Source organism: Brenneria populi (genome assembly GCF_036016195.1).
Lineage (GTDB): Bacteria > Pseudomonadota > Gammaproteobacteria > Enterobacterales > Enterobacteriaceae > Brenneria > Brenneria populi.
In genome coordinates this window covers 1-24,966 of record NZ_JAYWTM010000011.1, presented here as the reverse complement: position 1 = coordinate 24,966, position 24,966 = coordinate 1, and the positions used below count along the sequence as shown (strand labels likewise).

Genomic DNA, 24,966 nt, shown 5'->3' with positions numbered 1-24,966 from the left:
GATTTCCATCTGGGGATAATAAATAAAGAGGTTGTGATGATGAGTGGTAAATTACTGAATGAAATAAAGAAAAATAATACGCCATCAATAAATGATGAGGTAACGTTGGCCTTAAGAGGCGTAACGGAAAAAAGAGCGTCTACCATTGCCAATATGATTGATGAAGCGAAAAGTAAAGGTCTGGATGACGGCTTCGCCCGCGCCGCTATTTATAACTATGGCGCCGCCAATGGCCGGGATATGGCGCAGTCGATGAAAAATCCTAATGATATCGTTGAGTTTTCAAAAACATTCACCTCCGGTTTAGAGCCTAATGTTTATGAGATGGAGTTAATCAAGGCGACAGAAGAAGAGTTTCAGGTTCACTTTCATTACTGTCCGTATGTTAATAAGTGGCTGCAGCAAAATAGAAGCACGGATGAACTGGCGAACTTATGCGATATCTGCATGGAGGGAGACAGCGCGCTGGCGACGGCATTTGCCAATTTGGAGTTTGAATTGGGAAACACCATTGCGAAAGGCGGCCAGGTATGTGAAATTCATTATAGAAGGTCGTCTGTTTCCTGATATCGCCTGGCGGGCGATGATTGCGACGTGGGATAGACCCGCGAAAATCTTATCGCCGGCGTTCCCCTTTGATAAGCGCGCCGTCTTTGGCGGTATATCGAAGGACGTTCCGGCGATAAGATGAGAATGGATATTCGATGCTGTTTAAAGCCGACCGACGTCAGCTATTGGAGTGGGTTATTGTTTGCGCTGTCGGAATCTGTTCCTGTTGTTCAGGTTTTTTATTATTTTAACTAATGTTTTCTGGAATAATTATTTTTTTCATCGAAATAACAAAATAGTCATCTTTTTTAAATATTTTCCCGCCTCTGTCCGCACTCATCATAGCAAGTTTGAAAAAATCATCGCTTCCGATATCAAACGCTAATTTTATCTTTCTGGCAATTCCGGCTTGAATCAGCTCTTCAGCTTCGGAATATGTGGATGCCTGCACTAACGACATAATGACTCCTTCAACGAGGTGTTGGTAATAATCCTTATATTTCAAATATGCTCCATTTTGGTTTCATTAAAATGAAGGTTTATTTACGTTTTAATGAAATGACGAGGGCGTCCGTAAACCTGTTTTTATGGTCTGACATGCGCTTGACACAGAAACGCGCTATGGTTGCGCCGTTATGTGCCTATCTCGACAGACGCATTGTTCTTTGGGCCAGCGCTTGTTCCTTGCACCCGCAGGAGGATGTATGAGCTATGTCAATAATATCATCATAGTACATGGATTCTTGTCGACGCCGCGACATCATTGGTTTCAATGGCTACGCCAACAGTGCGAAGACGCCGATATCAAGGTTTTTATTCCTAAAATGCCGATGCCGCGCGCGCCTAAGCCTGATAAATGGCTGGCGCAGTTGCGCCATACGATTGATATGCCCAATGAAAAAACCTGGTTTATCGGACACAGTTTAGGCTGCGTCACCGTTTTGCGCTATTTGTCCTCTTTGCATCAGCGGTTAAAGGTCGGGGGCGTTATTCTGGTGTCTGGATTTGCGGAACGGATCGAAACGCATCCCGAACTTAACGATTTCACCGCGGCGCAAATTGACTTCGACCTATTGCGTAAAACGATAAAACATCGGATCACCATCCTGTCTTCGGACGATACCGTTGTTGCACCGCATCACACGATAAAACTGCGCGAGCAGCTGGATGCCGAACTCTATAGCTTTACCGGATGCGGACACTTCCTCGACTGCGATGGTTTCCATCAATTCCCGGCATTGAATAATATACTGCGCGATTATTTGCAGTGATCGCGCGGTCCTCCGCTGATAAGGCGGGTGGCAACCCCCAGCTAGGGGGTCGCCGCCGGCGTTATCTCATTGATAGCCATCTTTTCCCTTGATATCAGACGGTTGCCGGCGTCGTGCCGCGCCAGGGACGGTTGCGCGCTGCGCGCATTCATGCGTTTTAGCAATGATTTATCAGATTAGGGGTTATCAAACTCATAGGTTGGCTGTCATGAAAAGTCTCTATCATCGCCGTTATTCCTGGGGAGAAGCCATCCCCGCTGGGTTTATGAGATAACGCTGCTGGAGATTCTGGATATGTCGAAAAAAATTCTTGCGCTGGTTGTTGCGGCGAGCGTGCTGGCTGGCGGTGCGGTTGCCAATCCCGTCAAGGCGGAAAAAAAGCGTTTCGAATTTTGGTACGGTTTGACCGGGAATCTGGGCGAGAGGGTCAAGGACGCCTGCGCCCGCTTCAATGCCTCGCAGGACAAGTTCGAAGCCGTCTGCACGGGGCAGGGCGGCTACGCCGAAGCGGTGCAGAATACGGTTGCGGCTTATCGCGGGAACTCGCATCCGGCGGTGGTGCAGGTGTTCGATGGCGCCACGCTCGATCTGATGCTGTCCGGCGCCTACATCCCGGTGACCCGCCTGATGGCTGAACATGGCTACGATGTGGATTGGGCGGACTATTTTCCCGGCATCTCGAACTACTTCTCCACGGCGTCCGGCGAGCTACTGGCTTTTCCTTTCAACTCCTCGACCGCGGTGCTTTATCTGAACCGGGATGCGCTGCGCCGTGCCGGAGTAGAGCGCGCGCCGCAGACCTGGGAAGAGGTTGAGTCGGCCGCCGTCAAGCTCAAGGCCGCCGGCTTCGACTGTCCGTTCTCGTTCGATTACGACAGCTGGCCGACGATCGAACAGTTTTCCGCCATCCACAACCAGCCGTTCGCCACCCGCGCCAACGGTTACGACGGCCTGGACGCCGAACTGCTGATTAATCGCACCAAGGTGGTCGACCACCTGTCGTTTTTTAAACGCATGGCGGACGCCGGGCTATTTGTGACGAAAACGCCGCAGCAGGGCGTGGGCGTGGTGCCCTCATTCGCTTCCGGCCAGTGCCAGATGATGCAAACCTCCATCGCTTTTTACGATACCATCAAAGCGACGCTGGATCCGAAGGTGCAATGGGACGTCGCCATGCTGCCGGTATGGAAAGGGACGCCGCGCCGGAATTCCATCGTCGGCGGCACCTCCCTGTGGGTGATGAAGAATCGCCCGGCGCAGGAGTACGACGGGGTCGCGGCCTTCTTCGATTTTCTGGCCAAGCCTGAAAATGTGGAGTGGTGGTCCGGCGTTACCGGCTACATTCCGGTTACGCGCAGCGCGTTTACCGCCATGAAGGCGACAGGATTCTATCAGCGTCCGGAAAACCGCGGCAAAGAGATGGCCATCGAGAGCCTGTCCTGGTCTCCCGTATCTGAAAATACGCGCGGTATCCGTTTGGGGGGCTTTTCGCTGATCCGCCGCGAAATGTCTGACGCTATGGAGGCGATCTTTACGAACCGGATGTCGGTGCAGGCGGCGTTGGATCGCGCCGTGGCGCGCGGTAATGTCATCCTGCGGCGTTTTGAGAAAACCTATGCCAATCGGCGTGTTGAATCGGGCACGGACGCCGGTAAGCCATGAAAAAACAGTCATACCCGAATCGCTGGCTCCCCCTGTGGCTGGCGCTACCGCAGCTGGCGCTGGTGCTGTGGTTTATCTACTGGCCGGCCAGCTCGCTCATCGATTGGTCGTTCACGCTGGAGCCGCCGTTTGGCGGCGGCGGACGTATTTTCGTCGGCTGGGACAATTTCCGGGAAATATTCGCCGACCCGGAATATGCCCGCGCGCTGCGCCAAAGCCTTCTTTTTTCGCTGACCGCGCCGCTTTTGTCGCTGGCGGCGGCGACGGCGCTGGCGATATGCGTCGACCGCGGGCTGCGCGGCGCGCATACATGCAGCGTACTCTATATTCTGCCTTACGCCGTGGCGGCGCCCGCCGCGGGCCTGGCTTTCAGCTTTATTTTCAGCCCCGAGGCCGGCCTGCTCGCCGGCCTGAATGCCTGGCGGCCGGGAACCTGGGATCCGACGCGCGACAGCACGCACGCCATGGCGCTGCTGGTAGCCTGCTTTTCCTGGAAATGGGTGGGGTATAACTTCTTGTTTCTGCTGGCCGGTCTGCGGGCTATTCCCCGATATCTGCTGGAAGCCGCCGCTCTTGACGGCGCCGGGCCGTTCAAGCGCGCGCTGGATATTCAGTTGCCGCTGCTGACGCCGTCGCTGTTTTTCCTGTTCGTGCTGAACCTCAATGAGAGCCTGGTGGGGCCGGATACGTTCGGCATCATCGATATGACCACCCAGGGCGGACCGGCGAAAGCCACCGATCTGCTGATCTACCGACTGGTTAATGAAGCGTTCGAGGGGCTGAATTATTCCGGCTCAGCCGCGCAAAGTCTGCTGCTGGTGGCGATCACCGTCGCGCTCGCCATGCTGCAGTTCCGCGTTATCGAACGCCGCGTGCACTATAAATAACGGGGAACATCCTATGTACGAGAATGCCCGAAACGTCAATCTGATCGCGTACGGGGTTATGCTGCTGGGCGCGTTGGCGATTGCCGGCCCGCTGTGGATAGTGATTTCCGCCGCCACCCAGTCGCTCAGCCAGGTCAATGCGCTACCCTTCAGCCTACTGCCGGGAAGCGCGCTGGCGGATAATCTGGCCGCAGCCTGGACGCGCGCCCGATTGGGGCCGGCGCTGCTCAATAGCCTGCTGGTCGCGGTTATCGTAACCCTATGCAAGATTGTCATCGCCGCGCTGAGCGCCTTTGCCATCGTTTACTTCCGCGGCAGGCTGCGCCACCTGTTTTTTATTCTGGTTTTTATGTCGCTTATGTTGCCGCTGGAGATCCGCGTGGCGCCGACCTACGGCGTGGCGTCCGATCTGCTGGCGCCGATCAGGGCGCTGTGGCAACTGCTGTTCGGTACGGAAATTTCCGTGCGGGTGAATCTGCTGAATAGCTATTCGGGATTGATGCTGCCGCTGATCGCTTCCGCCACGGGCACCTTTCTGTTCCGGCAGTGTTTTATGACCATTCCCGACGAAGTGCTGGAAGCGTCCCGGATAGATGGGGCCTCTCCCATGCGTTTCTTCTTCGATATCCTAATGCCGATGTCGCGCGGCAATATCATCTCGTTGGGAACGATCCTGTTTATCTACTCCTGGAACCAATATCTATGGCCGCGGCTGGCCGTTTCGGATCCCGCTTATCAAACCGCGACGGTGGCCATCCGCGCTCTGGCGCCGGGCGGCGACGGTTTGCCTGAATGGCACATCGCCATGGCGGGGACGCTGATTTCCATGCTGCCTCCGGTGCTGGTCTGCCTTGTTCTGCATCGCTACCTGGTGCGGGGGCTGTCGAATAGTTCTCAATAATCGTGGAGAATATGATGTCCGAATTAGCAATATCGCGCCGTCGTCAGAGCTCCGGCTCTCCTATCGCCGCCATCGGCTTTACCAGCTATATGGGAACCGGCGATCTGAAACAGCTCGACGCCTCTCTGGCGGAAATCGAGGCGCTTGGCGCCGAGGCGGCCGAAATATCGCTTTTTGGCGAAGAAGTGGTTTGCGGCGGCCGAGCGGTGAGAAGCCGTTTGGCCAAGCTGCGTGATATTACGCGCCGCCGCGCGCTGCGCTACAGCGTCCACGGCTTGGTCAGCGGCAACCTGATGGATGCCCGCGATCTGGCGCGTCAGAAGGCCGTCGTCAGAGCCATGCTGGAGGTCTGCGATGCTATCGGCGCAACGATGCTGGTACAGCATAGCGGGCATTTGCGCGGCGCCGATCCGGCGCAACGCGAGCAGGCGGCGCGCCGGGAACGCGACGCGCTGGCTGAGCTTGGCGATGTCGCGCAGCGTTACGGCGTGAGGATCGGGCTGGAAAATATTTTCGTGACCGGAGAGGACGAATACTGTCAGTCGCCCGCGGCCGTGGCGCGGACGATTCGCCAAATCGGACATGCGCACGTCTGCGGCGTTCTCGACTTCAGCCACGCTTATATCGAATGCACCCGGCGCGGTCTGGACTGGCGGCGTGAAATACAGACGCTGTCGGCGGTGGCGGGGCATTTACACGTACACGATAGTTTCGGCATTCCTCAGGACGATCGCCGTTTCTATCGGCCGGCGGAAGCGACGGCGCTGGGCATTGGCGATCTGCATCTGCCCCTGGGATGGGGAGACATTCCCTGGCCGGCGCTATTCGCCGATATGGCCGTCGCGCCGGACGCCATGATGATTCTGGAAATCCAGGGCGACCGCTTCGCCGATGAGCAGTCGGCGTCGCTGGCGCTGGCGCGGAGTTTGGCGATGAGCTGCCGTTGTCTGGAGATTAGCCCATAGCCTGTTCGCGGGCTACGTTCAGGAAGGCTTTCACCAGGGTATTGTCGTCGCGCCCGCTACGCCATATCAGCGTCGCATTGGTGCGGGGCGTCGGGCCGGATAAGGGAATATGGCGAATATTCGGATGCGGCACGATCTCGTCTTCGGAAACATAGCCGATGCCCAGGCCGTTGGCGACGGCGATGCGAATCGCCTCCCGGCTGCCGATTTCCAATATACTGTTTACGCCCGTCTTTTCGGCATATAACACGTTTTCGAATATCTGACGCGTGGTGGAGCCCGGCTCGCGATGGATAATGGACTCGGCGGCGAGATCCTGTACGCTCAGACGCTCGGCCCGCGCCAGCCGATGGTCGGCCGGCACGCTCAGCACTATCGGGCAGCTGCGGTAAGGAAAGGCGTCCATTTCCGGCATGGCGCGGCCCGGCGCCATCGCCAGTATGCCGATATCGGCGTCGAATTGGCGTACCGCCTCCTCGACATGATTGGAGCCGCCGAAACGCACGTTGATTCTTACTTTCGGATAGCGGCTGTGGAATTCGGGCAGTATGGTCATCAGGTGGTATGGCCCCACTGCGGCGATGCGCAGAACTCCCGCCTCCAGCGCGGCCACATCGTTGAACAGCAGCAGACAGTCCAGCTCGGCGTCCATCATCCGTTTGGATATTTCCATCACCCTCAAACCGAGGGGCGTTAGCCTGACCGACCGCCCAATCCGCTCGAACAGCGGCTCCCCGCAGCGTTTTTCCAGATCGCGTATCTGTTTGGAAATAGACGGCTGGGTAATGTTGAGGAGCCTGGCGCCCTCGGAGAAGCTGTTGCTGTGGGCGGCGGCAAGGAACGCGCGTAGCTGTGCGTAGATCATGGGCGGTGCTCCTGTTGTCCGAATCCTCAAGGATAGGCGCGCATTCTTTCAATTTGATGAATAACGGCGGGCAGATCGGCCACGCTATCAATCACATAATGGGCGCCGGCGGCGCGCAGCCTCGCTTCAGCCAGCGCTTTGCGCGCGACCAGTTCGCCGGGCGCAAGCTGCGTGAGCTCCTCGGGCGCGCATCCCACTTCATTGCCGGAAAGCGTGATGCCGACGCACCACATGCCGGCGTTGCGTCCCTCCTCGATTCCGGGGACGGTGTCGTCCACTTTGACGCAGGCGCGCACATCCTGAACGCCCAGCGCCAGTACGTTGGCCAGCGCCATGCCGGCGCCGGGACGCGCGCCGGAGGGCAGATCATCGCCGGCGACGGCATGGTCGGCCTGGACGCCGCGTTTCGCGGCCAGTGGCAGCAGCACGTCCAGCACGGCGCGCGGATAGCCGGAACAGGAACCGATCTTGATATTATGCCGGCGCAACCAGTCGAGCGTCGCCGCCGCGCCGGGAATCGGCGCCGAATAGGCGCCGACCTTGGCGATTTGCAACGGCATAAAACGGGTGTACACCGCGTCGATATCGGCTTCGCTCGGCTCACGGGAGAAACGGGCGAGCCATTGGCGACGGACCTCGGGCATCAAAAGCAGTTGCCGGATATGTTCCCGTTTGGACAGCCCCATCGGTTCGCGCGCCTGTTTCAGGGTGACGTCAATGCCGAATGAGGAAAATGCATCGACGAAAATTTGCGTCGGCGCCAGCGAGCCGAAGTCGACCAGCGTGCCCGCCCAGTCGAAAATGACGGCGTTGACCGGGGTGTTGTGCGTGGATTGGTTATGAGTCATAAGCGTATCGGTTCAGTCAGTTATTGGAGTGGCGTTGATAAAGTTACGGCCGCGCGGGCCGCGCAGCGCGTCGCGGAGCATCGTCGGCCATGCTGCGGCGGTAATGCCGTAGTCGTTCGGGTTGGTGCTGACGCCCAGCGATGCCAGATAACGTTCAAGGATGTCGATGGCCTGCGCGGCGTCGTCGGCATGGAAGATCGCCAGCAGGCGCGCGTCTGTCTCCGCGTCGCGGCCCAGCGCCAGCTTCATGATATGCGGCAGGCTGAACGAGCAGGCGATGCCGTGCGGCACGTTATGGTTAAGCGTAATGTCGTAAGACAGAGAGTGGGCCAGCGCCGTCTTGGTATTGGAGAAAGCCAGGCCGGCCTCCAGGGCGGCGCCGGCCATCGCAGCGCGCAGCGCGGGGTTCTCAAGGTCTTGCAGCAGCGCGGGGAGGGTACGGATAATGGCGCGCGCGGCTTGGACGGCGAGACAGCCTGAAACCGGGTTGCGGTTAATGTTCCAGATTGACTCCATGGCGTGGGACAACGCATCCAGACCGCCGATCAGGGTTGTCTCCCTGGGCAGCGAACGCATTAGCTCGGGGTCGATGATGGCGGCTTCCGGCCAGGTCCAGGGCTGATGCAGAGAGTATTTCCGGCCGCGCGCGCGATCCCAGATCGTGGCCCAGGGGGTGACTTCGCTGCCGGTGCCTGACGTGGTGGGAATCGCGATGAGGCGTCGGCGGCGCCCTGTAGGGGCCGGCGCGCCCTGAGCCAAATGCGCGCGCCATTCGGCGAAGGTGCCGGAAGGGGTGCCGCCCAGCATGGATTTGGCGCTATCGATACAGCTGCCGCCGCCTAACGCGATAATGCAATCCGCGTCGGGGTAGTCGCGCCACAAACGATCATACAGCGCCGCGATGGCGGTGATATCCGGGTTGGGCTGAATATCGGAGAGGGTCGCCAGAAGGTTTGAGCCGAGCAGTTCGCCCAGGCGCTGGCTCAGCCCCAACGCCGGCGCCTCCGCAAACGTGAGCAGTACGGCCTGGCGGTTGCCGACCAGCGCGGGCAAGCGCGCCAGCGTGCCGGGGCCGACGTGAATAGCCACCGGATTGTGGTAACGCCACGAGCGCGGCGAAACGGGGAAAGCGATGTTCATTGAATGTGTTCCTTGCCCGCATCGGGGCGGTGAAATAAGGATTGCACGCGTACGCCAACTGCGACAGTTGACACCAGCAGCAAGCCTATCGATGCGAGATGACAGCAAATATATTGATTTGATAAGCAATTCCACGGCATTCCATACCTTGAAGGAATGGGTTGGCGGCGTAATGCTTTGTATCAGCGGTTTTTGGGCGCGTTCTTTTCGGCCATGCCGGCCGGTGAAAGAATCAGAGAATGCTGAAGGGCGGGATTTAAGCGCTTAACGGCGTCTTATATCATCAGGTCAGGCGCGCCTGACCTGCCGTTGTGCGCGGATGTCGCTCTTTACCGATGGGTTCGATTAAGCGTCCAGCTGATCCCAACGGGTGATCAGATGGCTGGCGATGCCGTAGTCAATGGCTTGTTCAGGCGACATCCAATAATTGCGATCGGTATCTTCCACCACTTTCGCCAGCGGTTGTCCTGTCGCCTCGCTAATCAGCTTATTGATGCGGGTGCGGATGCGTAATAGCTCATTGGCTTCGATCTGAATATCCGTGACGCGGCCCTGAACGCCGCCTAACGGCTGATGTATCATAAAACGCGTATTGGGCAGGGTATAACGATCCTGTTTATCCGCGGCCAGATAAATGGTGATACCCGCGCTGGCGACCCAGCCGGTGCCGATGACCAGCACTCTGGGTTTAACAAATTTAATCATGTCATGGATAGTGTCGCCCGCCTCGACATGACCCCCCTGGCTATTGATAAATAACTTGATCGGTTCATCGCCCATCTCCTGCAAAATAAGCAGTTGCGCGATAACCTTATTCAGCCAGCTTCTGATTTATCTCGCCTGAAATAATAACGGAGCGTGATTTAAGTAATTCATGCGTCGCAGAGGAGGCGCTTTTATCCTGTTGGGCGTCATCTTGTTCTTTTTGCGGTTCTTTCGGCATTGCCAATACTCCATTGCGTGGTGTTTCCAAGATTAACGGGAGTTTAGCATAGCGAGAAAGAGCGGCGCGTGTTATTCAACCGGCTATCCCCACTTGCTTCAGGACGGTTTCCGGCATGATACAGTCGTATCTCCGGCGGAAGGCGCGCCATTGCCGCCGCTTATCCAGTCGCGCAGCGTATCGGCAATCTGGTCCGTCAGTCGGACGACGGCCTGTCGCTGCGCCGCGAACATGCCGGCGTCTCCCCGCTCGGCGGGCTGCGTCAGCCGGCTGCGGCAAATCCATCGCGTGCGGCCTTCGCCATCCCGGGCGCTCAGGCTCCAGTCCGACTCCAGCCTGACGAATTGACCGGGCCAGGTATCGAAGCGCCGTACCTGCAGCCATACTCTGATCGCCTGTTTTTCGTCCGCTCGGGCCAGGCCTGATATATCCTGCGCGCCCAGCCGTTCCGCCAGTCCGGCGGACAGCGCCGAACGGAACTCATCGCCCAGCGGGCTGAGCCAGCGTTCGTTGTCCAGCGCCAGCGCGTCGCCTTCGCCCAGGCGTACGATGAGCTGGGCCCGGTCGATTTGCGCCGGAATGCCGACCGGCAGAACCTCGATGGCAAATGGCGCCGGCCGTACGCTATTTTGCGTCGCCGCGGGCGGCGAAACCAAGGTATGGTAACGCACCCTCGGCGAGGCGCAGCCCGCCAGCGAAGCTATCAGGGTAAATAAACACAGTCGCGACATTAAGATCATTTTTGCGAGCCTTTAGGGGATGAATTTATCCGTTCCGCGTCGATGAGGGATGAGTCCTCCGGGCGGCCCCGCAGCAGCGATTCCGGATGACGTTCGAGCCAATCGGCCAGGTTGCGCAGGGCGCTCAGCGTGCGCGAGGCCTCCTGCAAGGTCTGGGTGAAACCGATCGACAGCGGCGAATCCTCGGCCAGCAGATCCTGAGCGCTGCGGGTTGTCAGCCGCATTTGCCTGATGAGCAGGTTTGCTTCCGGCAGTGTTCGCCCATTGAGTTGCACGAGGGTTTTATCCAGCCCGGCCAGCGTAGCGTTAAGGTTTTGTCCGATGGACTCCAGCGGCATTTTATCGATTTTGCCGATGATGCTCGCCATCTGTTCCTGCAAACGGTCAAATCCGCCGCTGACCGTCGGCAGAACCAGCGGGCGAGCCTGCATATCGAACGGAACTTTGACGGCATTGGGCACGAAATCGAGAGAAATATAGAGCTGTCCGGTGAGTAGGTTACTGGACGATACCTGCGCGCGCAGTCCGTGCGCCACCAGATCGCGGGTAAATAAGGCGGTCGCCTGCTCAAGCCCCTCAGCCGGCTTGGGCAGTTTATTCAGCACGTTGCCGAGCCGGCTGGGATAGACTTCGATACCGACTACCGACGGAAAACGATAGCCGGTGGCGTTGTAATCAAGATCGACTGCGGTTACTCGACCGATTTTTATACTGGAAAACTCCACCGGCGCGCCGACAGACAGACCGTGCAGCGAGCGTTCAAAACGTAGCGTAAATTTAATCGGCGGGCCGTCCGACGGCGCCATGGCGGACTCCAGATCTTTCGCCAGCACATACTCTTTCGGGAACGGGGCGGGGAGCGCGTCGCTCTGTTTATCCGACTCCGGCGTGGCGAAGGCAATGCCGCCGGCCATAATGGCCGCGACCGTCTGCGTGCGCAGGCGGAAACCGTTGGCGCCCACGGAGAGATCCAGTCCGCTAACGTTCCAGAAACGCGAATTCGGGGTAACGAAACGATCGTAGGGCGCTTCGATAAAAACCTGGAGGTTGACGTGCTCTCCGTCGTCATTCAATTGGTACGACGCGATCCGTCCGACCTGGACGCGGCGGTAATAGACCGGCGAGCCGATATCCAGCGATCCCAAATCGTCGGTCTGTATGATAAAACGGGAGCCGGCCACGCCATTGATGATGGCCGGCGGCGATTCAAGCGCGACAAAATCCCGGCTCGACTGGGGTGAATTCCCTTTGTCAGCGCCGATATAAGCGCCTGAAAGCAGGGTGTCGATCCCCGTCACGCCGCCGATGCCGACGCGCGGCCGCACCACCCAGAAACGGGTGTCCGCGCGGGCCAGATCCTCCGCGCTTTTATCGAGCTGAACGCGCACCATAACCCGCGAACTGTCGGCGTTCAGTTTGATGGCCTTCACGATCCCCACCGTCACATCCTTATATTTGACGGCGGTTTTCCCCGCCTCCAGGCCGGCTGCCGTTTGGAAGGAGAGCGTGAGTTCCGGTCCGGAAGCGAGCCAGCTATTTATCAGCATGGCGGCGCCAATCAGCAGCGCGATGCCCGGAACCAGCCAGATGGGCGAAAGGCGCCAGCGTCGACGGGCGACGGACGGCTCGTCGAATTGTTCGTGTTCAGGGGTCATTGGTCATCACCTTCCCAGGTAAGCCGCGGGTCATAGCTCATGGCGGACAGCATGGTTAATATCACCACTAGGCCGAAAAACAGAATGCCGCTGCGCGGTTGCGCTTCGCTGAGCGCCTGAAATTGGACCAGCGCCGAAACGCAGGCCACCACCACCACATCAAGCATCGACCAGTAGCCAATAAATTCGGTAAAGCGGTAGAGCGTGGTTCGTTCCGCCATGGCCCAGGCGCTTCGCCGCTGCGCCGCGATCAGCAGCAATCCCAGCGCGAGAAACTTCATACAGGGGATAACCACGCTGGCGGTGAAAATAAGCAGGGCGATGCCGTACGAGCCGCTGCGCCAGAAGTCGATAACGCCGCTCATAATGGTGCTGGCGCCGCCCTGGCCGAAAAAGCCGGTATACATCACGGGCAGCGTGTTTGCGGGGATATAAAAAATCACGGCGGCAATCAGCAGCGCCCATGCGCGCTGGAGCGCGTCGGGGCGCCGGCGATGCAGACGCGCCCGACAGCGCGGGCAGCGGGGCGTCGCGCCGTCGGCGCGCCCCGGCTCGCAGACCAGATCGCATATCGGGCATGCGCGCAGCCGGCCGCGGCGGGCATCATCAGGACTATCCATGACGACGGTTTTCTCCTCCGCGGGCAAAGGCGCAAGCGCCCATAGGGCGCGGATATCGTGGTGGTTTAATATGGTCAGAAGCAGCATGAGCGCCGCCATCGCCCAGCATCCCGCTCCGGGAATAATATGCACCAGGTCGGAAAGTTTGATTGCTGAAACCAGAAAGCCCAGCATCCCGACTTCAAGCATATTCCAGGGACGGAGCCATATAAGCCACTTCATGACGTAGGTAAAACCGGGCGCGCGCAAACCCCGAAGCGCATAGATAAGCAGCCAGCCAAAGAGCGTAATCTGCAGCAATGGGATGATGATCAGCAGGAAAAGCATGCAAATCGCCATCGGCAGGGTGCTTCCCCGAGCCAGCGCGAAAGATGCCTGCCAGAGCGTGGCGCTATTTTGCGTAGCGTGCAGGCTGGCGGTTATGATCGGGTAAAAATTGGCGATGAAAAAGGCGATCAGGGCGGTCAGCGTCAGCGCCAGCATACGTTCGATATTGAGCCGCTCGGCGTGATACAACACCGTTCGGCAACGTTCGCAACGCGCGCTTTCTCCAACGGCGAGTTTCCGGTATCGATACACGCTATCGCAGTAGGGACAGATCGTCAGATGAGGGTATACTTTCATAGTGTCGCCATGATCGGCTCTTCCGCATTTTTTCAATTCCCACCCTAGCGGCGTTATTCGCTGAATCTTGAACCGCCGAGCGGGCCGTCTTACAATTAGCGTATAAAACGGTACGGTTTAGTTTTGATCCAGGGCGGTTTAGTGTCAAGCAAAGCTTGAGTTTGCTGACAAATCCGTCCGTCAGATAGAGATAGCGGGGCGAGTAATATCTGATTTTGTCAATGGTCTGAAGCAAAGTTTTCTTGCTGTTTTCGCGCGTTGAGTTATTCATTGCGAGAGGACGTGGCCTGATTTGCCGCAGAGAACATGCGCGGATGGCGGCAAGAGGGAACGGCGCTTGACAAGATAATTTAAATAAATTAAAACTAAACTGTACGGTTAAGTTGTGCGAATTCTTTTACGTGTGGAGGATGATATGAAAGGCATGATGTTACTGGGTGGATTGGTCTCCGTTTTGTTACTGACCGGGTGTGTTTCCTTGTTCTGATGAAAGAAAGGGCGCGCGTTTCAGCAGCGACGATTCCCAGAGGATTTTTATGATGAAAAAGCTATTTTTACTGTCCAGCGGCGTGAGCCTGATGTTTTTGCTAACCGGTTGCCTTTCCATCGGCAGTCATATCTAAACATCAGTGTAATAAGCCGGCTGATTATCCCGCGTTATTTTCACCTCACCATTTCCCGTCGATAAAAGCCGGCGGCGTAGGATGACGCTTCCGGCTCATGGACGCTAGCCGGAATGCGTGCAGCGTCCGGCTACGGCCGCGATCTTCTCTTGAGGCAGGTTTGAATCACCGACTTGGGTAAGCTCATCGGGATTAATGAGAGACATCCTGTCTCTCACCGGAGGCCGGTCGTTGGCTGGTCAAATTCGTTCCTGACGAATTTGTCCTCCACCTGCCGCGTTATTCAGCCTGGTGGCCCACCAGCGCAGGCGCTGTTTAAAACCGCGTTTGAGTTTTGTCCCGCAACTCGAATTATCCAGGGTATATATTCTTATCTCATTCGGCTCCTTTCCGCACGCCGCAGAATTGTCGGAAATAAGGCGCGAAATTATGTAACTCTCGGGAGGCGGTGACCGGGGAAATTTATGGCGCTTCAAATAGCGGCGGTATTAAATATAATCTAAGATTTTTAATATCAATTAAACATTATTAATTGATGGATTCTATCTCAATTTTTGTTAGTTTATAAATGTGATGTGTATCACATTTATAAGCATGGAGTATTAATATTCCATTTTTCGGATTTTCCCTATGTTGCAAACAAGATGTATCTTTATAAGAGGGAGGGTCGAGAGCGGGTTGTCTTTAGGGATATTCCTAAAATAGCGCCGTTTTTTTATTTTATAGGCTGAAAAATACTGTTCATAGCGATATTTCAAATACGGATTTTTTTAGGAAAATGCTGATAAAGTGTTATCATTCTAATTGTTTCTAATGGTTATTATTTGGAATTGTTTATGTTGTTTATAATTTAATTTTGGTGTTAATTATTATCTTGTTTATATTATTTTAGGTAAGCGTTATTTATTTATATTTTTGATTTATAATGATTTTATTTGTTTTTGGTAACTGTCCATCCTGCGCGCCAAGGCTGTTTTTGTGTGATTTTGATTCTTATTTTTACATTTTGTAACCTTATTTGCATTAATGGTCATAACGCTGTTTGAAATGGTTATAATTTTTATGATTATGTTTTCATCAGCCGCTCATTTTTCTTTTTAATTGGCGCATGGTAATTTGTGGCGACTTAAATTACTGTTCTTTTACCCCCGGCATTCACTAACCCGTATGGCGTTATAGGTATTTATATGGCAAATAGCTTCCAGGATGAAATTCCATCTGCACGCGTAAATATTAAGCTCAACCTCCACACCGGCGGTGCCGAAAATAAAGTCGAACTGCCTCTCAAATTGTTGGCCATGGGCGATTACAGCAATGGGCAAGACGATCGTCCGCTGGCTGAACGCGAGAAAATCTCCATCAATAAAAATAACTTTAACAATGTGCTTGCGGAATATGCGCCCAAAGTAAAATTGGCAGTTAAAAATACTTTGGCTGGCGATAATAGCGAAGATGATGTGGAACTGACCTTCCGCGATATGAAAGATTTTGAACCAGAGCAGGTCGCTCGCCAGATCCCGCAGCTGCGCGCCTTGCTTTCCATGCGTAATCTGTTGCGCGATCTCAAGTCCAATCTTCTGGATAACGGCACATTCCGACGCGAGCTTGAAAACATTCTTAAGGATGAAGCCTTAAGCGATGAACTGCGCGCCGAATTGGCTGCACTGGCGCCTAAAGAGGTCTGATACGCCGAGTTACGGCGCTGTTTTGTTTCAGCAGAATGTGTAGGAAAGGAATTTGAAAAATGGCTCAACAAAAGAATCAGGCCGCACCGGCGGCAAACACGGTTACTGAAGAAACGTCTGCCGGCGGCGTTTATCAGAGATTGTTTGAAAAAATCAACCTCAACCCGATTGAACGCCTTAGTGATATAGAATCTTTTCAGGATAGCGATGCGCTGGCGGACACCACGACGGATGAACGCGTCACCGCCGCGGTCAGCGTGTTTCTGAATCTGTTAAAAGAATCCGCCGTTAAGGTGGATCGCCTGGATAAAACGCTGCTTGATAACCATATCAGCGCGTTGGATGAGCAAATCAGCCGCCAGCTCGACGAGGTTATGCACCACGACGAGTTTCAGAAAGTGGAGTCCGCGTGGCGCGGGCTGAAGTTCCTGGTCGATCGCACCGATTTTCGGCAAAACGTTAAAATCGAAGTGCTGGACGCCAGCAAAGAAGATTTGCGCGAAGACTTCGAAGACGCGCCGGAAATCGTGCAAAGCGGTTTCTATCATCACACCTACATCCAGGAATACGACACCCCCGGCGGCGAGCCGATTGGTTCCACCATCGCCAACTATGAATTCGACCGCAGCCCGCAGGATATCGCCCTGCTGCGTAATATCTCGCGCGTGGCCGCTTCTGCGCATATGCCGTTTATCGCCTCCGTCGGGCCGGCGTTTTTCGGTAAGGAAAGCATGGAGGAAGTGGCGGGGATTAAGGATATCGCCAGCTATTTCGATCGCGCCGAATACATTAAATGGAAAGCGTTCCGCGAAACCGACGACGCGCGTTATATCGGTCTGACGCTGCCGCGCGTGCTGGGCCGCCTGCCTTATGGCCCGGATACCGTCCCGGTGCGCAGTTTCAACTATGTTGAAGAGGTAAAAGGTCCGGACCACGGCAGCTACCTGTGGAGCAACGCCTCTTTCGCTTTCGCCGCCAATATGGTGCGCAGCTTTATCAACAACGGCTGGTGCGTACAGATTCGCGGCCCGCAGGCGGGCGGCGCGGTGACCGATCTGCCGATTCATCTTTACGATCTGGGCGTCGGCAATCAGGTGAAAATTCCTTCCGAAGTGATGATCCCGGAAACGCGCGAGTTCGAATTCGCCGGTTTAGGCTTCATCCCGCTCTCCTACTACAAAAACCGCGATTACGCCTGCTTCTTCTCCGCCAACTCGGCTCAGAAACCGGCGCTGTACGACACGCAGGAAGCGACGGCCAATAGTCGGATTAACTCGCGCCTGCCGTACATTTTCCTGCTGTCGCGGATTGCGCATTATCTGAAGCTACTGCAGCGCGAAAATATCGGCACCACCAAAGATCGCCGGATGCTGGAGCTGGAGCTCAATAACTGGATCAACACCCTGGTCACCGAAATGACCGATCCGTCGGACGATTTGCAGGCGTCGCACCCGCTGCGCGAAGCCCGCGTGACGGTTGAGGATATCGAAGACAACCCGGGCTTCTTCCGCGTCAAGCTGTACGCCGTGCCTCACTTCCAGGTGGAAGGCATGGACGTCAACCTGTCGCTGGTGTCCCAGATGCCGAAAGCAAAAGTATAAAAGATAAAAAAGTAAGCATTTTTATTCGAGGTCATCATGAAAGTCTTTCGACCGCTTTGGGTTGAAGGGGCATTTTTGGCTCCGCAGCAATTTCAGCAACAGGCAAGATGGGAAGCGCTGACCAATGAGTGCATCGCCCGGTTGGGGCTGGTGAATCCCTGGGGGGTATTGGCGGCGCAGTTTGACGAGGACGCGTTGCGTCTTAATCGGCTAAAGGCGCAGCGGCTGACGGTCCGTATGCCGGACGGTACGCTGGTGGACTCTTCCCGGGCGGATAATCTGCCCGCCGCCTGTGATTTGCAACGCGTCATCCCCGCGGATGTCAATACGGTCGAGGTGTTGCTCGGCCTGCCGCTGGAGCACGCCAACGGCGGCAACTGCCGTATGAACGACGAGGCGATGGAGCGTCCTCTGCGTTATCAGCAGGAATGGGCGGTGGTGCAGGATATGTTCGGCAGCGAAACCGAATCTATCGCGGTGGAGCGCTACGCCCTGTCGCTGCGCTTCAATACCGATAATAACGATGAGCTGATGGTATGCCCCATCGCGCGTATTCAACGGGACGGGCAAGGGGGCTGGACGCTGGATAAACAGTTCATCCCTCCGCTGCTGGCGTTCAGCGCCAGCCCGGCGCTGTGCGATCAGCTCAGTTTGCGGTTGACGCAGCTGCGCGCCAAGCGTACCCGCTTAATGGGGATGCGCCGCGAGAGCAATCAGCGTATGGCCGACTTCGCCGTGGCCGATGTTTCGCTGTTCTGGCTGCTTAACGCCCTGAATACCTATGAGCCGGTACTGGCCGATTTTCTGGAGTCCCCCGCGCTGCATCCCGAGCTTATCTACCGCGAGCTGGTGCGTCTGGCCGGGGCTCTGATGACCTTTTCGCTGGAGCATGACGTGGCGGCGATACCGCGTTACCAGCACGATAAACTCACCGAGGTCTTTCCGCCGTTATTCAGCCTGATCGGCAATTTGCTGGAAGCCAGTCTGCCGTCGCGGGTTATCGCCATTGAATTTGAAACCGTGCGTGAAAATCAGTGGCTGGCGCGTCTCAACGATAGCCGTCTCAAGGAAGACGCCGATTTCTACCTGTCGGTGCGTTCGTCGCTGCCGGCGCATGAACTGCAAACCCGTTTCCCGATGCTGTGTAAAGTCGGGGCGCCGGATGATGTCAATAACATTATCAACGTCGCCCTGAACGGTATTCCGCTGATACCGCTCAGCCATGTGCCGGCGGCCATTCCGCTGCGGCTGGAAAATCAGTATTTCGCTTTCGACCTGAACCACCCGGCGGCTAAGGCGATGCTGGAATCCGGCCTCTGCGCTTTTTATGTACCGGGTATTCTCACCGATATTCAGCTTGAACTTTTTGCGGTACTGCGATCATGAAAACAGAATTCTCGATAGACGTATTGCTGCGCGATACCTGGCTGATGGTGGTCGCGTTGCGCAACGGCGCCGTAGCCGAGCAGGGAGAGGCGCTGTATCAGAAAGGCGTCGAACTGGTGGAACTGGCCCGGCAGCGCCTGACGGAAGCCGGCTACGGCCAGGAGACGGTAGACCAGGTGAGCTACGCCCAGTGCGCGCTGCTGGATGAAACCGTGCTCAATCGCCCGCAGTTGGACAATGGCTACGACATTTGGATGCGCACGCCGCTCCAGGCGCGCTTTTTCAATACGCTTCAGGCCGGCGAGGTGCTCTATGAGCGCATCCGCCAGAGTCTGCAGCAGCCCGGCGCCGATCCGCTGGTGCTGACCTGCCTGCATCGCGTGCTGATGATGGGCTTCGAAGGGCGCTACCGCAACCAGCCGCAGCAGGAGCGGCAGGCGTTACTCGACGCGCTGGCGCAGAAGGTCGGTCCGTTTACGGTGCAAGAGGGGGAAGAGCCATTACTGGTCAACGCCCGGCGCGAGGGGCGTGGGTTACGCTGTTTCCGCTCTCTCTGGTTCTGGTGCGGGATCGCCGTGCTGGCGGTCGCCGGCGTGTGGTTTGGACTGCACTATCAGTTACAACAATTACTTAGCGCATGGTTGTCGGCTAATCAGGGCTAAGGAGTCGTCCGTTGAGTATGGCATTAAAGCGGGCTTTGTGGGGTATGGGCTGTGTGCTGGCCCTTATCCTCTGTTTGTTCTGGTTCCCCGCCGGAACGGCTTTTAAGGTCATCAGCGCGTTGGCGATTGCGCTGGTGGCGGGCGTGGCCTGGTTCCGTACCGGCCGCGCGGTGCGCGCGCTGCGCGAGCATCACAATATGGATGCGCTGCTGGCGGCGCTGCCGGGCGAGAACTACCGGCTGCCGATCGTTCTTACCGCGGGGGAGGGCATCGAATGGCTTTTCGCCGGAGCGCCGCTGCGTGATACCACTCAAGGCTGCTATATCCGCGTGCCGGCGCTGGCGGAATTAGGGCCGCTGGCGGAGCTGCTGGTCTCGGTCCGTCCGGAGTGGGCAAGCCAGCTGCATGCCATGCTGGCGCTGTTTCCCGAACAGCATGACGATCTGCCGGTTATGGGCGGGCAAATTCGCGAGTTCCGTTTTCAGGTCTCGCGCCTTAAACAAATTTGCGGCCGACGGCCCAAGGTTATGCTGATCGGTTATCTGAACGGGCATCATGCGCCGTGGTTTAACTGTAATGCCGGCAGCCGCCAGGCGCGGATCTGGACCGGAATCCAGTCTTCGCATGAGTTGGGCGACTGGCTGCGCAGCGGCACGCCCGCCGAGCAGGATCGCAAGCTGCGTCAGGCGGTACGGTTCGAAGCCTGGATTCGCTGGATGAAGCAATATGTTATTGCGGAGTGCGCAACCGACAGTCAGCCCTGCGCGCCGTTGCGGCCGTTGGCGACCGGCCTGTCGTTTGTCGCCCGTCCGCCGGCGGCGGATAATTTATGGCAGCGCTGGGTCATGGAAAAAACCACGCTGGTTCCGGTCACCATCGGCGAAAGCCGCGACGACGAAGCCAAGCGTTTTCCCGACCCGTTGCTTAGCCTGCTGCCGGAGAGGCGCGGCTATCCGCCAAAGGTGCGCGCTCTTGGCTACGCCATAGCGATGGCGGCGGTTTTTCTGGTGACGGCGATCTCCTGTTCCGCCTGGAACAATCAGCAGCTGCTGCGCGAGGTGACCAGCGATCTGACGCGTTATCACGCTATTGATATGAATAATTACCAGCCCAAGGCCGAAGCGTTGAAACAGTTAAAGCAGGACGCATCGCTGCTGGAGGATTACCAGCGCAACGGCGTACCGGGGCGTCTGGGGTTTTGGCTCTATCCGGGGGAACGGCTGTATCCGCCGCTGATGGCCGCCATTCGCGGCTATCAACCGCCGCCGCCGCCGAAAGAGGAGCCGCCCGCCGAGCCGATTCGGCTTGACAGCATGTCGCTGTTCGAAGTGGGAAAAGCGGAATTGAAAGAGGGGTCGACCAAGGTATTGGTAGACACGCTGTTCGCCATTAAAGGAAAGCCGGGCTGGATTGTGCTCATTACCGGTCACACCGATGCCACCGGCGATGCGAACGCCAATATGAAACTGTCACTGGCCCGAGCGGAAGCGGTCCGTGACTGGATGATTAAAACCAGCGACATCTCCGCCACCTGCTTTGCGGTGCGGGGATATGGTGCAACGCAACCGGTCGCTACGAACTCAACCGATGCGGGTCGGGCTAAGAACCGCAGGGTTGAAATCAGTCTGGTACCTGACGCAGAGGCCTGCCAGCCGATCGCCAGGGATCCGGACTAATCAATCGCGTCGCCGCCTGTGGCGACATTTCATAGCAAATAAGGAGTAATACAATGGCTATTCCAGCTTATCTTTGGTTAAAGGACGACGGCGGTGCGGACATCAAAGGTTCTGTTAATGTACAAAACCGTGAAGGCAGCATCGAAGTCGTTGCGTTGGACCACTCCCTGCACATCCCTACGGATAACAACACGGGTAAACTAACCGGCACCCGCGTGCACGCTCCGCTAGTCTTTACCAAAGAAGTGGATTCTTCAACCCCTTATCTGTACAAGGCGGTGACTTCCGGGCAAACCCTGAAGTCCGCCGAGTTCAAATGGTACAAAATCGACGATGCCGGACAGGAAAAAGAGTACTTCAACACCACGCTTGAGAACGTCAAAGTGGTGAAGGTCGCTCCGCTGATGTACGACATCAAAGATCCCGCCAAAGAGAAGCATAACCACCTGGAAGTGGTGGAACTGCGCTACGAAAAAATCATCTGGACCTACAAAGACGGCAACATCATTCATTCCGACTCCTGGAATGAACGCGCCCAGGCCTGATGATAAGCCTGTTTATTACGCCAGGCGATAGCCCGGCGTAATAAACGGCGAGGCGCGGGAACACGCTGTTCCCGCGCCTCTGACGTACCGTTCAGCGGTTTTGCCGCTGGCTTTTTTATGCTTTACCCCGCGAAGGGTTAACACAATATAGAGCATGGCCAAACGGACTATTACAGGCCGTGCGGTAGCTATGGTTTAGAGCCTATCCCATTAGGACTATTTCACTGGCCATTTTGGCCCTGGGCAGAGCCCGAAACCCTCACGTACTCCGTGTACGCTCCGGTTTACTCGCTACGCTCGCCCTTCGGGCCGGCCCCTGGTCCGTTCAACATGCACGGCATGTTGTCTGCGCGCTGTTCGTGTCCAGACTGACCGCGCCAATTACGCCTACTGGGACAGGCTCTTATGGTTAACAACCCCCTTTGGCCTGATGGCTTTGCAACGAGACGGGACTCTTATGGATATCGCTTCTACTTCTTTACTGCGTCGACTCAACCCTTATTGTGCCGTGGCTCTGGATGCGGCGGCGGCACTGTGCCAGACCCGGGCGCATCGCGAAATTACGCTGGAACACTGGCTGTTGAAGCTGCTGGAAAACGGCGAAGGCGACATTACCGTGATTGCGCGGCGCTACGAATGGGATCTGGATCAGCTGTGGCAGGCGCTTCTTGGGCATCTGGACACGCTGCCGCACAGCGTTACCCGCCGTCCCAGCCTCTCCGCGCCTCTACTCGGTTTGCTGCAGGCGGCGTGGCTTATTGCGTCGTTGGAAGAGAATGACAGCACTATCCGTTCAGTACATCTTTTGCAAGCCCTGCTCAACCAGCCGAACTGGCTGCGCGCCAGCCACGCCTGGCCCCTGCTGAGCCTGACCTCGGCGCAGCTTGAACGGCTGCGCCCGCTGCTGGATGAACAGTCTGATGAAAGCCCCGAACGGCAACGGCAGTCCGCCGAAGCGGAGGCGGTGGCCGACAATCAGCCCGGCGCGCTAAGCCAACCCGCAAGCGCGGATGCCGCGGCGGCGGTAAATAAACCCCAGACGGCGGGCCAAAGCGCGCTCGATAAATTTACTATTGATATTACCGCCAATGCGCGGGCGGGAAAGATCGATCCGGTATTTGGCCGCGACAGTGAAATTCGCCAGATGATTGATATCCTGTCGCGCCGTCGTAAAAACAACCCTATTTTGGTGGGCGAACCGGGCGTCGGTAAAACCGCGTTGGTGGAAGGGCTGGCGCTGCGCATTGCCGAGGGCGATGTTCCCGATAGTTTGAAAACCGTGCATGTGCGCACGCTCGATCTCGGCATGCTGCAAGCGGGCGCCGGCGTGAAGGGCGAATTTGAACAGCGCCTGAAAAACGTCATTGAGGGCGTTCAGCAGTCCGCGGAGCCGGTGCTGCTGTTTATTGATGAAGCGCACACCATTATCGGCGCCGGCAATCAGGCCGGCGGCGCCGATGCCGCCAATCTGCTGAAACCGGCGCTGGCGCGCGGCGAACTGCGCACCATCGCCGCCACCACCTGGTCTGAATACAAACAATATTTCGAGCGCGACGCCGCGCTGGAACGCCGCTTTCAGATGGTTAAGGTCGATGAGCCCGACGACGCGCGCGCCAGTCTGATGCTGCGCGGACTGAAGTCCAGGTACGCCAAACATCACGGGGTGCATATTCAGGACGATGCGGTACAGGCGGCGGTCGCGCTGTCGCGCCGCTACCTTACCGGGCGTCAGCTGCCGGATAAAGCGGTGGATCTGCTGGATACCGCCAGCGCCCGGGTGCGCATGGGATTGGATACGCGTCCTGAAGCAGTGATCCGCCTGCAGGCCGAATTAACCGCGCTGGATATGGAGCGGCAGGCCATCGAGCAGGATATTAGCGCGCTGCCGCATACCGACGGCACGCGTCTTATCGCCATCGCCGAGCGCCGCGCCGCGCTTGACGCCGAGCTACAAGCGCTGGAGCAGCGTTTTATGGCGGAAAAGGCGATCGCCGATCGTATTCTGGCCGCCCGTCAGCACCCGCAGGAAGACGAGTCGCTGACCGATCTTCTGGCGGAGCTGGAGACCCTGCAAGACGGCGCGCCGCTGCTGTCGCTGGATGTGGATGTGCGCAGCGTGGCGACGGTGATCGCCGACTGGACCGGCGTACCGCTCGGCAGTTTGCTGAAGGATGAACAAACCAACCTGCTGGCGCTGGAACAACAGCTGGGCGAACGCGTCATCGGTCAGGATGCGGCGCTGAACGCCATCGCCCAGCGTCTGCGGGCGGCGAAGACCGGGCTGACGCCGGAGAACGGTCCGCTGGGCGTATTCCTGCTGGTCGGGCCGAGCGGCGTCGGCAAAACCGAAACCGCGCTGGCGCTGGCCGACACGCTGTTCGGCGGCGAACAGGCGCTGATCACCATTAACCTCTCCGAATATCAGGAAGCGCACACCGTTTCGCAACTGAAAGGATCCCCTCCGGGCTATGTCGGCTATGGACAGGGCGGCATACTGACCGAAGCGGTGCGTAAGCGCCCTTACAGCGTGGTACTGCTGGACGAAGTGGAAAAAGCGCATCGCGACGTGCTGAATCTGTTCTATCAGGTCTTTGACCGCGGCATGATGCGCGACGGCGAAGGGCGGGAAATCGATTTTCGCAATACCGTTATTATCATGACCTCCAACCTCGGCAGCGACGCGCTGATGGCGCTGCACGCCCAGCAGCCCGACGCCACGGACGCCCAGCAGCAGGAACTGCTGCGCCCGGTGCTGCGCGACCACTTCCAGCCCGCGCTGCTGGCGCGCTTCCAGAGCGTCGTCTTCCGGCCGCTTGACGCCGTGGCGCTGCGCCGTATCGTCGCCATCAAGTTGGAGCAGGTGGCGCGTCGCCTGCGCCGCCACTATGACCTCGATTGCCGGATTGACGAAAGCCTGTACGACGCGCTGGTATCCGCCTGTCTGCTGCCCGATAGCGGCGCGCGCAACATCGACAGCCTGCTCAATCAGCAGATTTTGCCGGTACTGTCGCAGACGTTGCTGTCGCATTTGGCCCATCAGCAGAAGCCGTCTCGTGTGGCGCTGGGTTTTGACGAAGACGAGGGCATCACCCTCGCGTTTACCGCTACCGAAGAGGTA

Annotated in this window: 20 protein-coding genes and 1 pseudogene; 13 read left to right on the top strand and 8 right to left on the bottom strand. The window is 57.3% G+C overall.

Going from position 1 to position 24,966, the window contains the following annotated elements; all coding sequences use genetic code 11:
* The first annotated feature begins 36 nt into the window (after window positions 1-36).
* Window positions 37-567, top strand: coding sequence for an L-2-amino-thiazoline-4-carboxylic acid hydrolase (locus VSX58_RS12850; protein ID WP_327618433.1), 531 nt, complete (start codon window positions 37-39; stop codon window positions 565-567).
* A gap of 229 nt (window positions 568-796) precedes the next feature.
* Here the strand turns inward: VSX58_RS12850 and VSX58_RS12845 are convergent, their stop codons facing one another.
* On the bottom strand, window positions 797-1,009 hold the full coding sequence (locus VSX58_RS12845; protein ID WP_327618432.1) for a hypothetical protein: 213 nt from the start codon (window positions 1,007-1,009) through the stop codon (window positions 797-799).
* Between the two features lie 244 nt (window positions 1,010-1,253).
* Here VSX58_RS12845 and VSX58_RS12840 point away from each other — a divergent pair, with 244 nt between their 5' ends.
* From VSX58_RS12840 to VSX58_RS12820, 5 genes are all read left to right on the top strand, one after another.
* A complete protein-coding gene (locus VSX58_RS12840) occupies window positions 1,254-1,820 on the top strand; it encodes an RBBP9/YdeN family alpha/beta hydrolase (RefSeq protein ID WP_327618431.1) in 567 nt (188 codons plus the stop codon).
* Window positions 1,821-2,114: 294 nt separating this feature from the next.
* Window positions 2,115-3,482, top strand: a complete 1,368-nt coding sequence (locus VSX58_RS12835; RefSeq protein WP_327618430.1) for an extracellular solute-binding protein — start codon at window positions 2,115-2,117, stop codon at window positions 3,480-3,482.
* Window positions 3,479-4,369, top strand: coding sequence for a carbohydrate ABC transporter permease (locus VSX58_RS12830; RefSeq protein WP_327618429.1), 891 nt, complete (start codon window positions 3,479-3,481; stop codon window positions 4,367-4,369). The genes VSX58_RS12835 and VSX58_RS12830 overlap by 4 nt, the downstream gene beginning before the upstream one ends.
* A 13-nt stretch (window positions 4,370-4,382) precedes the next feature.
* Window positions 4,383-5,270 (top strand): ABC transporter permease subunit, encoded by an 888-nt coding sequence (locus VSX58_RS12825; protein ID WP_327618428.1) that lies wholly within the window; start codon window positions 4,383-4,385, stop codon window positions 5,268-5,270.
* 11 nt (window positions 5,271-5,281) lie between these two features.
* Window positions 5,282-6,235 (top strand): sugar phosphate isomerase/epimerase family protein, encoded by a 954-nt coding sequence (locus VSX58_RS12820; RefSeq protein WP_327618427.1) that lies wholly within the window; start codon window positions 5,282-5,284, stop codon window positions 6,233-6,235.
* Here the strand turns inward: VSX58_RS12820 and VSX58_RS12815 are convergent.
* The 7 genes and pseudogenes from VSX58_RS12815 to VSX58_RS12785 form a co-directional block, all read right to left on the bottom strand.
* A complete protein-coding gene (locus VSX58_RS12815; RefSeq protein WP_327618426.1) occupies window positions 6,225-7,100 on the bottom strand; it encodes a LysR substrate-binding domain-containing protein in 876 nt (291 codons plus the stop codon). The two genes, VSX58_RS12820 and VSX58_RS12815, sit on opposite strands and share 11 nt — an antisense overlap.
* A 26-nt stretch (window positions 7,101-7,126) precedes the next feature.
* Window positions 7,127-7,948, bottom strand: coding sequence for a phosphonoacetaldehyde hydrolase (phnX, locus tag VSX58_RS12810; protein WP_327618425.1), 822 nt, complete (start codon window positions 7,946-7,948; stop codon window positions 7,127-7,129).
* 12 nt (window positions 7,949-7,960) lie between these two features.
* Window positions 7,961-9,088, bottom strand: coding sequence for an iron-containing alcohol dehydrogenase PsrA (gene psrA / locus VSX58_RS12805; protein WP_327618424.1), 1,128 nt, complete (start codon window positions 9,086-9,088; stop codon window positions 7,961-7,963).
* Window positions 9,089-9,433: 345 nt separating this feature from the next.
* A pseudogene (locus VSX58_RS12800) lies at window positions 9,434-10,031 on the bottom strand (ATP-dependent Clp protease proteolytic subunit).
* A 98-nt stretch (window positions 10,032-10,129) separates the two neighbouring features.
* Entirely contained in the window at window positions 10,130-10,762 is a 633-nt protein-coding gene (locus tag VSX58_RS12795) for a PqiC family protein (protein WP_327618423.1), read from the bottom strand.
* Between the two features lie 5 nt (window positions 10,763-10,767).
* Window positions 10,768-12,426 (bottom strand): PqiB family protein, encoded by a 1,659-nt coding sequence (locus VSX58_RS12790; protein ID WP_327618422.1) that lies wholly within the window; start codon window positions 12,424-12,426, stop codon window positions 10,768-10,770.
* On the bottom strand, window positions 12,423-13,670 hold the full coding sequence (locus tag VSX58_RS12785; protein WP_327618421.1) for a paraquat-inducible protein A: 1,248 nt from the start codon (window positions 13,668-13,670) through the stop codon (window positions 12,423-12,425). Before VSX58_RS12785 ends, VSX58_RS12790 begins: the two co-directional genes overlap by 4 nt.
* Window positions 13,671-15,480: 1,810 nt before the next feature.
* Between VSX58_RS12785 and tssB the strand changes: the two genes are divergently transcribed.
* The 7 genes from tssB to tssH all read left to right on the top strand — a co-directional run.
* Complete coding sequence (gene tssB / locus VSX58_RS12780; protein WP_327612841.1) at window positions 15,481-15,978, top strand: type VI secretion system contractile sheath small subunit; 498 nt, start codon at window positions 15,481-15,483, stop codon at window positions 15,976-15,978.
* Window positions 15,979-16,037: 59 nt separating this feature from the next.
* A complete protein-coding gene (gene tssC, locus VSX58_RS12775; protein ID WP_327618420.1) occupies window positions 16,038-17,579 on the top strand; it encodes a type VI secretion system contractile sheath large subunit in 1,542 nt (513 codons plus the stop codon).
* Window positions 17,580-17,615: 36 nt separating this feature from the next.
* Window positions 17,616-18,965: a type VI secretion system baseplate subunit TssK gene (tssK, locus tag VSX58_RS12770; RefSeq protein WP_327618419.1), complete on the top strand. Its 1,350-nt coding sequence runs from the start codon at window positions 17,616-17,618 to the stop codon at window positions 18,963-18,965.
* A complete protein-coding gene (tssL, locus tag VSX58_RS12765; protein ID WP_327618418.1) occupies window positions 18,962-19,627 on the top strand; it encodes a type VI secretion system protein TssL, short form in 666 nt (221 codons plus the stop codon). Before tssK ends, tssL begins: the two co-directional genes overlap by 4 nt.
* Before the next feature lie 17 nt (window positions 19,628-19,644).
* A complete protein-coding gene (locus tag VSX58_RS12760; protein ID WP_327618600.1) occupies window positions 19,645-21,303 on the top strand; it encodes an OmpA family protein in 1,659 nt (552 codons plus the stop codon).
* A 53-nt stretch (window positions 21,304-21,356) separates the two neighbouring features.
* On the top strand, window positions 21,357-21,848 hold the full coding sequence (locus tag VSX58_RS12755; RefSeq protein ID WP_048638242.1) for an Hcp family type VI secretion system effector: 492 nt from the start codon (window positions 21,357-21,359) through the stop codon (window positions 21,846-21,848).
* 457 nt (window positions 21,849-22,305) lie between these two features.
* A partial coding sequence (gene tssH / locus VSX58_RS12750; protein ID WP_327618417.1) for a type VI secretion system ATPase TssH occupies window positions 22,306-24,966 on the top strand: 2,661 nt, incomplete at its 3' end.

What these genes read in the sequence shown, in the direction of transcription:
- VSX58_RS12850 (WP_327618433.1), top strand. Translation starts at nt 37, where the DNA reads ATGATGAGTGGTAAATTACTGAATGAAATAAAGAAAAATAATACGCCA.
- VSX58_RS12845 (WP_327618432.1), bottom strand. Translation starts at nt 1,009, where the DNA reads ATGTCGTTAGTGCAGGCATCCACATATTCCGAAGCTGAAGAGCTGATT.
- VSX58_RS12840 (WP_327618431.1), top strand. Translation starts at nt 1,254, where the DNA reads ATGAGCTATGTCAATAATATCATCATAGTACATGGATTCTTGTCGACG.
- VSX58_RS12835 (WP_327618430.1), top strand. Translation starts at nt 2,115, where the DNA reads ATGTCGAAAAAAATTCTTGCGCTGGTTGTTGCGGCGAGCGTGCTGGCT.
- VSX58_RS12830 (WP_327618429.1), top strand. Translation starts at nt 3,479, where the DNA reads ATGAAAAAACAGTCATACCCGAATCGCTGGCTCCCCCTGTGGCTGGCG.
- VSX58_RS12825 (WP_327618428.1), top strand. Translation starts at nt 4,383, where the DNA reads ATGTACGAGAATGCCCGAAACGTCAATCTGATCGCGTACGGGGTTATG.
- VSX58_RS12820 (WP_327618427.1), top strand. Translation starts at nt 5,282, where the DNA reads ATGATGTCCGAATTAGCAATATCGCGCCGTCGTCAGAGCTCCGGCTCT.
- VSX58_RS12815 (WP_327618426.1), bottom strand. Translation starts at nt 7,100, where the DNA reads ATGATCTACGCACAGCTACGCGCGTTCCTTGCCGCCGCCCACAGCAAC.
- phnX (WP_327618425.1), bottom strand. Translation starts at nt 7,948, where the DNA reads ATGACTCATAACCAATCCACGCACAACACCCCGGTCAACGCCGTCATT.
- psrA (WP_327618424.1), bottom strand. Translation starts at nt 9,088, where the DNA reads ATGAACATCGCTTTCCCCGTTTCGCCGCGCTCGTGGCGTTACCACAAT.
- VSX58_RS12795 (WP_327618423.1), bottom strand. Translation starts at nt 10,762, where the DNA reads ATGTCGCGACTGTGTTTATTTACCCTGATAGCTTCGCTGGCGGGCTGC.
- VSX58_RS12790 (WP_327618422.1), bottom strand. Translation starts at nt 12,426, where the DNA reads ATGACCCCTGAACACGAACAATTCGACGAGCCGTCCGTCGCCCGTCGA.
- VSX58_RS12785 (WP_327618421.1), bottom strand. Translation starts at nt 13,670, where the DNA reads ATGAAAGTATACCCTCATCTGACGATCTGTCCCTACTGCGATAGCGTG.
- tssB (WP_327612841.1), top strand. Translation starts at nt 15,481, where the DNA reads ATGGCAAATAGCTTCCAGGATGAAATTCCATCTGCACGCGTAAATATT.
- tssC (WP_327618420.1), top strand. Translation starts at nt 16,038, where the DNA reads ATGGCTCAACAAAAGAATCAGGCCGCACCGGCGGCAAACACGGTTACT.
- tssK (WP_327618419.1), top strand. Translation starts at nt 17,616, where the DNA reads ATGAAAGTCTTTCGACCGCTTTGGGTTGAAGGGGCATTTTTGGCTCCG.
- tssL (WP_327618418.1), top strand. Translation starts at nt 18,962, where the DNA reads ATGAAAACAGAATTCTCGATAGACGTATTGCTGCGCGATACCTGGCTG.
- VSX58_RS12760 (WP_327618600.1), top strand. Translation starts at nt 19,645, where the DNA reads ATGGCATTAAAGCGGGCTTTGTGGGGTATGGGCTGTGTGCTGGCCCTT.
- VSX58_RS12755 (WP_048638242.1), top strand. Translation starts at nt 21,357, where the DNA reads ATGGCTATTCCAGCTTATCTTTGGTTAAAGGACGACGGCGGTGCGGAC.